Raw genomic sequence first — 8,900 nt, 5'->3', positions numbered from 1 at the left:
TAGACGATACCCCTAACCCTCCCACTGAGGAAGAAATCGAAGTGAACCAATTGGTGACCCCAAATGGGGATGGACGTAATGACTTCCTATTTATTCGAGGTGTCGATCGCACGATCAGCAATTCCCTGCGAATCTTCAATCGATGGGGAGTAGCCGTTTATGAAGGCACGAATTACAACAACATCAACAATATCTTTGATGGCCGTTCGCGAGGAAGGTCTACAATAAGTGTAGAAGATTACCTACCTTCAGGGGTTTATTATTATATCTTTGAGTACGAAACCTCGGAAGGCAAAAAGACAGATAGTGACTATTTCTACATCAGTAGATAATACATTGAAAACTAATATGATAACTAGGAAGTTTGTTCTGCCGATACTTTTGGGTATCCTAACGTTTCAAAGTATACAAGGTCAGCAGGATGCCCAGTATACGCAATACATGTTCAATACGCTAAGCGTGAATCCAGCCTACGCCGGTTCACGAGGGCAATTGACCTTCGCAGGCCTGTATCGATCACAGTGGGTTGGTTTGAACGGAGCCCCCGAAACCTTCACCTTGAATCTTCATTCGCCGATTCGCAACAGCCGTTTGGGTTATGGGATTTCGATCGTGAATGACAATATTGGTGATGGTGTGGTCCAGGAAACCTATTTAGACGGGGTCATTTCATATACCTTGGACGTATCGCGAACCGCTAAAATGTCTTTTGGCTTGAAGGTTGGCGGTAATTTCTTGAGCCTTGATTTCGTCGGACTCAGAAATTTCGATCAGGAGGTTGTACAACAAGACAATATCGATAGTCAGTTTTCACCGAATATCGGTCTTGGGTTTTACTACCATACCGATAAGTTTTATGCGGGCTTATCCGCTCCGAACATCTTGGAGACGGAGTTTTTCGATAATAACGCCAACGATGCCAATTCGGTCAATTTTTTGGCCACGGAGCGCATCAACTTTTACCTGATCACCGGTTATGTTTTCGATTTGAACGGCAACCTAAAGTTCAAACCGGCCTTATTGACCAAAGCCGTGGGTGGGGCCCCTTTGCAAGTTGATCTTTCGGCAAGCTTTCTGTTCAATGACAAGTTTAGTTTCGGGGCGGCTTATCGATGGGATGCCGCAGTAAGCGCCTTGGCCGGGTTTCAATTGACCGATCAATTGATGCTTGGTTTGGCATATGATAGGGAAACGACCGAGTTGGGGGGAACCCAGTTCAATGATGGTTCATTTGAAGTGTTTTTGAGATTTGAGTTGTTACGACGTTTTCAACGAACGGTTTCACCACGCTTCTTTTAAATAGGGGATGATGATAAAAAAACTTCTTGCTCTTATTACGGTGCTAATGCTTGGCCAGTTCACTAACGGCCAACAGCGTTCTTTGGAAAAGGCCAACCAGAAGTACGAAGAATATTCCTTCAGACCGGCCATCGATATTTATAAAAAAGTACTCGACAAAGGATATGAATCCCCAGAGATCTTGCAACGTCTAGGGAACTCCTATTACTTTAATGCTGATTATGCCGAAGCCGCCGAGGTTTATGAAACCTTGGTCGAGAAGTACGATTCGGTGCTGACCCCTGATTACTTGTTTCGATATGCCCAGACCCTTAAGACCTTGGGGCAATACGATAAATCTTCGGAAGTGATGAAACGGTTTGCCGATCTGGCGGCCAAAAGCGGTGTCGAAAGACCGCAAGAAGAAGATTATATGGCAAAAATCGAAGCGAACTCGGGCCGTTACGATGTGGAATCCTTCCCATACAATTCAGAGCATTCCGATTTTGCACCGTCTTTTTATGATGGTAGTTTGGTTTTCGCTTCCGACCGTGATACCGGAAATTTGGCCCGCTATCGACATACTTGGAACTCAAAGGATTTCCTTGATTTGTATGAGGTTAAGGATAGCAGCGTGATCAAACTCCCCGGTACGGTCAACACCCGTTTTCATGAATCGACTTCGGTGATTACCAAAGATGGCAATACCATGTATTTCACCAGGAACAACTTTTTGGATGGAAAAAAGTATAAAGATGCCAACGGTACCATCAATTTGAAGATTTACCAGGCGCAGAAAGTGGAAGGTGAGTGGACGAACATTATTGAACTTCCCTTCAACAGCGATAGTTATTCCGTAGCGCATCCGATGTTGAGTCCGGATGAAAAACAATTGTATTTCGCTTCGAATATGCCGGGTACCCGAGGGCAATCGGATTTGTTCAAGGTAAATATCGTCGGGGATGGTACTTTCGGGCCGCCAATTAACTTGGGGCCGACCATCAACACCGAAGCAAGGGAGACTTTCCCTTTCATTACCGCTGACGACGTCTTGTATTTCTCATCGGACGGCCATCCCGGTTTGGGAGGCTTGGATGTGTTCGCGACCAAAATCGCTTTTTCCGACTACGATCAGCCGATCGTTAACGTAGGGAAACCCATTAACGGGCAATACGATGACTTTTCATTCATTATCGCCGACGATAAAAAAGGGTATTTCGCTTCAAATCGGGAAGATGGAAGCGGGGATGATGATATCTATGGATTTTCGGAAACCGAACCCCTTCAGTTGGATTGTATTCAGGATGTTACCGGTACCGTTAGAGATCGTATCTCCAATGAGGTATTGGTTGGGGCGACCCTGATGATCATCGATGAAGCCAACCAAGAGGTTTCCTCTACGATAACCGATTCGAAAGGGGAATATGTGCTCGATCTCGATTGCAACAAAGGAAACTTCGTTAGGGCCCTGATGGAAGGCTATGTGCCTTCTGAGGAATACCTGCCGAAATCGTTTGGAAAGCCAAGGATAGTCGATTTCTATTTGGAAAGGGATGTCGTCACAGGGGGTTTTGGGGATGACCTCACTAAACTACTTCAGTTAAGCACCATATATTTCGATTTGAACAAATTCGAAATCAGGCCTGACGCCGAAGTTGAGATCCAAAAGGTAATCGTGGCCATGGAAAAATATCCAAGTCTTAGGATCAAGGTCAATTCGCACACTGATAGTCGTGGCAATGACGCCTACAACCTTTGGCTTTCAAGAAAACGGGCCGAATCGACGGTCAATTATATGATTTCCAAAGGTATCTCGGCAGATCGCCTTTCGTATCAAGGGTATGGTGAACAGAAATTGATGAATGAATGTGAAGATGGTGTCTCCTGTACAAGGGAGAAACACCAACAAAACCGACGCTCTGAGTTCATCATCCAAGATTGATTTGAATCAAATCCACAGGACCTTCTATTTTGCTGTAGTACAGCAGGTTTTCGGCCTTTGACACTACATAAGGGCTTGTTTACAACAATTATTTAGGCCCCCGGTCGTCCTAGCTTACATTTGGCGGTACACCCAAAAAGTTCGGGTGTACTTGAAATGCGACTACCCTACCCAATACGAACCTTAGTCATTTGCCTGTTATTCGGTCAAATGGCAATGGCCCAAACCTTTAACGCCCACTGGTGGAATGGACGGGGCTACCTCATGGATTTTAGGACTTCCCCTCCTACGATAACCTGTTCCCTGCCTTCTGATGGCGCCTTTGAAGCGACCTCTTCTTGGTCCGATCCCGTAAGTGGGGACTTGATCTTTTACGTAGACAATGGAACGGTTCGCGACAATACGGGAACCTTATATTCAAATGGTACAGGATTGAACACCAACGCCACACGGACCCAGATGGCGGTGGTCATGCCGGTTCCCGGTGCAAATTTCGAACAAGTGTATGTCTTACATGGCAACGGTCGTGATGAAGATCGTGACGGAACGGTATACTATTCCATTGTAGACATCCCTACACAAACCGTAACCAGCAAGAACAATCTTTTGCACAGCAATACGACCGAAGCTCTTTATGGTACCAATACGGGTACCTTGTGCGGGGCCTGGATCGCCAGTATTGCCAATGACAATGGAAGTTGTACGACGAATTGCGCCGCTTCGATTGAACTTTGGCAAATTGATGAATCCAATTTGTTGAATACAGCTAGGGCCAACAGCCCTGATTTAAGTTTTTCACTTCCGATCAACCTCCCAAGAAGGGGAGAGCGGGCGACGATTCGATTTTCAGAACGTAATGATATGATCGCCATAGCCATCGAAGGAGGTGGTTCTACGGCGAATGGGGGAATTTTCTATGCTTCTTTTGATGCTCCGACAGGAACTATTGGGTCATGGACCCAAGTGCCCTTGAGTACCACTGCCAATACGATTACAGGCTATAGTGTAGAGTTTTCACCCGATAGTTCTAGGCTGTTCTTTGCCCATCAAAACGGTACGGGTTCTCGCTATGACGGCCAAGGGATCGGTTGGTCCGATCCGCTTTGGGTGCACGTCATTGGAAATACGTCTTCTTCACAGATAGACGCGACAAGTGCCTATTCCGGGGTACAACTCGGTCCTGATGGTAATTTGTATTACAGCCGTAGTGGGAGTACCACCATACGCCGGGTGACCAACCCGAATACCGTAACCGGATCTGGAAATGCTGTTTTCGATAACTTAAGTCTATCATGTGGTAGCACCCAAGGCTTTAATTTCACCCAGCAGGTACTGTTTTTGGAAACCTGTATGGTCGATACGGATGAGGACGGGCAGAACGATAACATTGACATTGACGATGATAATGATGGAATCAAGGATACCGATGAAGGAACCACCGATACCGATGGGGATGGACTGATCGACTCGGTTGATTTGGATAGCGACGGGGATGGTATTCCCGATAATGTGGAAGCCCAAGCCAGTGGCTCCTATCTTCCCCCAAGCAATACCGATAGTGATGGAAACGGATTGGATGATGCCTATGAGACTACACCTGGTTCAGGAGAGGGGTTGACACCAGTCAATACGGATGGCATCGATAATCCGGATTACAAGGATACCGATAGTGACAATGCGGACAGCTCCGATACCGTCGAAGCCGGATTGACACTGAGCGGATCCGATAGTGATGGTGATGGATTGGACAATACCATAGATACCACTACCGGGTACGATGACCCTGGGGGCAGTATCGACGATCCTACCACCGGTGCGGTCACCTTACCGGACACCGATGGCGATTTGGGTTCCGGCGGGGATTTGGATTTTAGGGATGTCTTGGTCGTAAACGATTCTGATGGGGATGGCCTGAACAACGATGTCGATTACGATGATGACAACGATGGTATTACGGACGCCCAAGAACTGTGTGGAACGGACCCGGTCATCGGATCTTCCTCGGCAACGATTACGATTACCATTGATTTAGATCGATGGGAAGGGGAAACCACGTGGACCTTGGTCGATCCTTCGTCAACCACCATTGGTAGTGGTGGCCCTTATAATAATGGGGATGAGATCATAACCCAAAACTTCAATGTATCCGATTCGGGTACCTATACCTTTACGATTTTCGATTCTTTCGGTGACGGGCTGAATTCTAGCGGAGCCTCCGATAGCAATGGTAGCGCGGGGTATAGTATCGATTTGGATGCCTCGAACGTATTTACATCGGCCAATTACCCGAATTTCGGATCCTCAAGCGCCCATGCGATCGTAGTGTCCATTGCAGGATCGAATCCATTCACCTGTTTAACTTCCGATCCCAATGCAGATGATGATTCCGATGGTATTTTGAACTACTTGGAAGCGGATTATGCTGCTGCAAATGGTTCGACCTTGAACGCCAATGGGGTCATTGCGATTTTGGATACCGATGGGGACGGAATTATTGACAGTTCGGATTTGGATTCGGACAACGATGGTATTTATGATATTGTTGAAAGTGGTGCCCTAACCGTAGGAGGTGTGGATGATACCGATCTTGATGGTCGAATCGATACCGCTGACGTGCCTGCCAATGTTGGTGCGAATGGGGTTTTCGACACATTGGAAACCAGTGCGGAATCAGGAGTGCTGAACTATACGATTACCGATACGGATGCCCTGAATGAACGCGATTTTCAAAGTGCTGACGCCGACGGCGATGGATGTTCGGATGTCGTGGAAGCAGGATTTACCGATGATAATTCCGATGATTACCTCGGACCCGCCAGTGTAATCGTGAACAGCAATGGGGTCGTGACCTCTGGAAGCGATGGATATACTTCGCCGGCAGATGAAAACACCAATAGTACCTTCGATTTTCAAGAAGCGGGCAGTGCCCCGTCGATTACGACCCAGCCAACCGATACCACGGTCTGCCCGGGATGTTCGGCAAACTTCACTGTAGCAGCTGCCGGAAACCGCTTTCAATGGCAGTTATTCGACGGTTCTTCATGGAATGACCTCTCTGATTCCGGGGTCTATTCAGGAACGACAACAACAACCCTGGCCATTTCCAATGTGGACACTTCCGATAATGGAAATCAATACCGGGTTTTGGTTTGGCATGCCTCGTTTATTTGTGGACAGACAGTGTCCAATACCGCCACTTTGTCGACCCAGGTTCCAACGGTCATCACCAATCGTAGGATTACTTATAGGGTGAATAAAAATTAGAATTATTCCTACAATTCGTGAGCGATTTGTAGATCGCTCCAAGTTCTTGAAAAAGCTTGTTATTAGTGGCGTTATCGATAAGATGCGCCTTTTTTTTAAGCCATTTTTAGGCATATCACCTCAACTTTTCCTGTCTTAATGTCTCGAATTCGCCCATACACAACAATTATTTTCCTCAGGGGGTCATAAATCTAATTTTGTAAAGTGTACCTATACGGCAAATGTTGATTTTCTGATAGATACAGCCAATAAATTGAGATGGATGAAGCTTTGTTCCCAAAGATTTGAAATGCGAAAGTTAAAACACGATGAAACCATGATAAGCAAAAAGTTCACCGCCAAACACTGGCTGGTTGCAGTCCTGTTTTTTATGGCAACCGCAACGGCGGTTTCCCAGACCACGGTTACGTTACAAGATCAATGTAATTGTGAAGTCCTGAGCGGCACCGATGTGTCAGCGGCAGGGGCGACGACACCGACAGGAGCGGATGTCGGCGATCTTTACGTGAATACCACTTCTGGTACGATATTCTTTTGGGACGGGGATTCTTGGGAACTGACCTCCTCTGATTCGAATACCACGAACATTAGTTTGACCGAAGACGGAACGGATTTGATCCTGACTGATAGTGATGGGAATACCGTAACGATTCCTTTGGCCGATATTCAAGCGGCGGATACCAATACCACGAACATTAGTTTGACCGAAGATGGTACGGATTTGATCCTGACCGACAGTGATGGCAATACCGTGTCCATACCTTTAGCGGATATACAAGCTGCAAATACGGACGACCAGACCCTGGCAACGGATGGTACGGCTGGTAACATCAGTATCGAAGATGGTAACACCATTACGTTGAACGTTGACGATGCGGATGCAGATCCCACCAATGAGATTACCGATGTCACCGATAACGGCGACGGAACAACGACCATAACCGATGTCAATGGAGGTACTGTTACGGTTGATAATGATGGGGTCGATAATGTAGATGATGCTGATAACGACCCAACCAACGAGATACAGGATGCCGCGGGCGTGGCCATTACCGATGCAGGTGGCAATTTCACTGGCACCGATGTAGAGGCCGCCTTGGCCGAATTGGCCGCTGGCAGTACGGATGACCAAACGGTCAGTACCGATGGTACGGCAGGTAACTTGAGCATTGAAGATGGCAACACTATCACCTTGAACGTTGACGATGCGGACGCCGATCCAACCAATGAAATAACGGACGTTACGGATAACGGTGACGGCACAACGACCATAACCGATGTCAATGGTGGCACCGTTACGGTTGATAATGACGGAGTCGATAATGTGGATGATGCCGATAACGACCCAACCAACGAAATACAGGATGCCGCGGGTGTGGCAATTACTGACGCCGGGGGCAATTTCACCGGTAACGATGTAGAGGCCGCCTTGGCCGAATTGGCTACTGGTAGTACGGATGACCAAACGCTAAGTACCGATGGCACCGCTGGTAATATAAGCATCGAAGACGGCAACGCCATCTCCTTGAACGTAGACGATGCGGATGCGGACCCCACGAACGAAATACAGGATGCCGATGAAGTGGCCATCACTGACGCCGGGGGTAATTTCACCGGTACGGATGTAGAGGCCGCCTTGGCCGAATTGGCCGCCGGTAGTACGGATGACCAGACCGTCAGCACCGATGGTACTGCGGGTAACATCAGCATCGAAGACGGTAACGCCATTACCTTGAACGTAGATGATGCGGATGCCGACGCGACCAATGAAATCCAAGATATCAGCACCGACGGCACTGCCGGTGACATCAGTTTGAGTAGCGGAAGCAACTTGACCCTGAACGTAGACGATGCCGATGCGGATGCCACGAACGAAATACAGGATGCCGATGAGGTGGCCATTACCGATGCCGGGGGCAATTTCACCGGTACGGATGTAGAGGCCGCCTTGGCCGAACTGGCCGCTGGCAGTACCGATGACCAAACGGTCAGCACCGATGGCACGGCAGGTAATATCAGTATCGAAGATGGCAACGCCATCACGTTGAACGTAGATGATGCGGATGCCGATGCCACCAATGAATACAATACCGGGGTTGCGATTACCGCAGGAAGCCTTGGGGTGACCGATGGTGGAGGAACACAATCAGCAAATTTGATAAGTGCTGATGCAAATAATGATTTGACGGCAGGAACCGATGGGGCACTTTATTTGAATGTTGCTTCAGTTTCAATCGCTGAGACCAATACGAGTTTGTCCTTTAACGACACCAACAATCAATTGACCTATACCAATGAGTTGGGCAACAACCCAGTAGTCGACCTATCGGCACTTGACGATTCGGGTACGGACGACCAAACGCTTGCTACAGATGGAACTGCGGGGAACATCAGCATCGAGGACGGCAACGCCATC

5 protein-coding genes are annotated in these 8,900 nt (G+C 47.8%); all 5 read left to right on the top strand.

Translation table 11 applies throughout. The annotated features are described in order from the left end of the window. Positions 1-332 (top strand): T9SS type B sorting domain-containing protein (locus ABV409_RS16625; RefSeq protein ID WP_353878757.1); only part of this gene is annotated, 332 nt, incomplete at its 5' end. A 16-nt stretch (positions 333-348) separates the two neighbouring features. Next, positions 349-1,299 carry a PorP/SprF family type IX secretion system membrane protein gene (locus ABV409_RS16620; protein ID WP_353878756.1) on the top strand — a complete coding sequence of 317 codons (951 nt, stop codon included), beginning with the start codon at positions 349-351 and terminating at the stop codon, positions 1,297-1,299. A 10-nt stretch (positions 1,300-1,309) separates the two neighbouring features. Beyond that, the gene (locus ABV409_RS16615) at positions 1,310-3,220 is read left to right on the top strand and encodes an OmpA family protein (protein WP_489672210.1); all 1,911 of its coding nucleotides are present in this window, start codon (positions 1,310-1,312) and stop codon (positions 3,218-3,220) included. Positions 3,221-3,436: 216 nt separating this feature from the next. Next, positions 3,437-6,484 (top strand): beta strand repeat-containing protein, encoded by a 3,048-nt coding sequence (locus ABV409_RS16610; protein ID WP_353878754.1) that lies wholly within the window; start codon positions 3,437-3,439, stop codon positions 6,482-6,484. Between the two features lie 289 nt (positions 6,485-6,773). Further along, the coding region (locus ABV409_RS16605) for a beta strand repeat-containing protein (protein WP_353878753.1) at positions 6,774-8,900 on the top strand (2,127 nt) is incomplete at its 3' end.

Source organism: Flagellimonas algarum (assembly GCF_040513375.1).
In the GTDB taxonomy this organism is placed as follows: Bacteria; Bacteroidota; Bacteroidia; order Flavobacteriales; family Flavobacteriaceae; genus Flagellimonas_B; species Flagellimonas_B algarum.
Note: the sequence above shows the minus strand (reverse complement) of the source record. Positions and strands in the feature narration are given on the sequence as shown.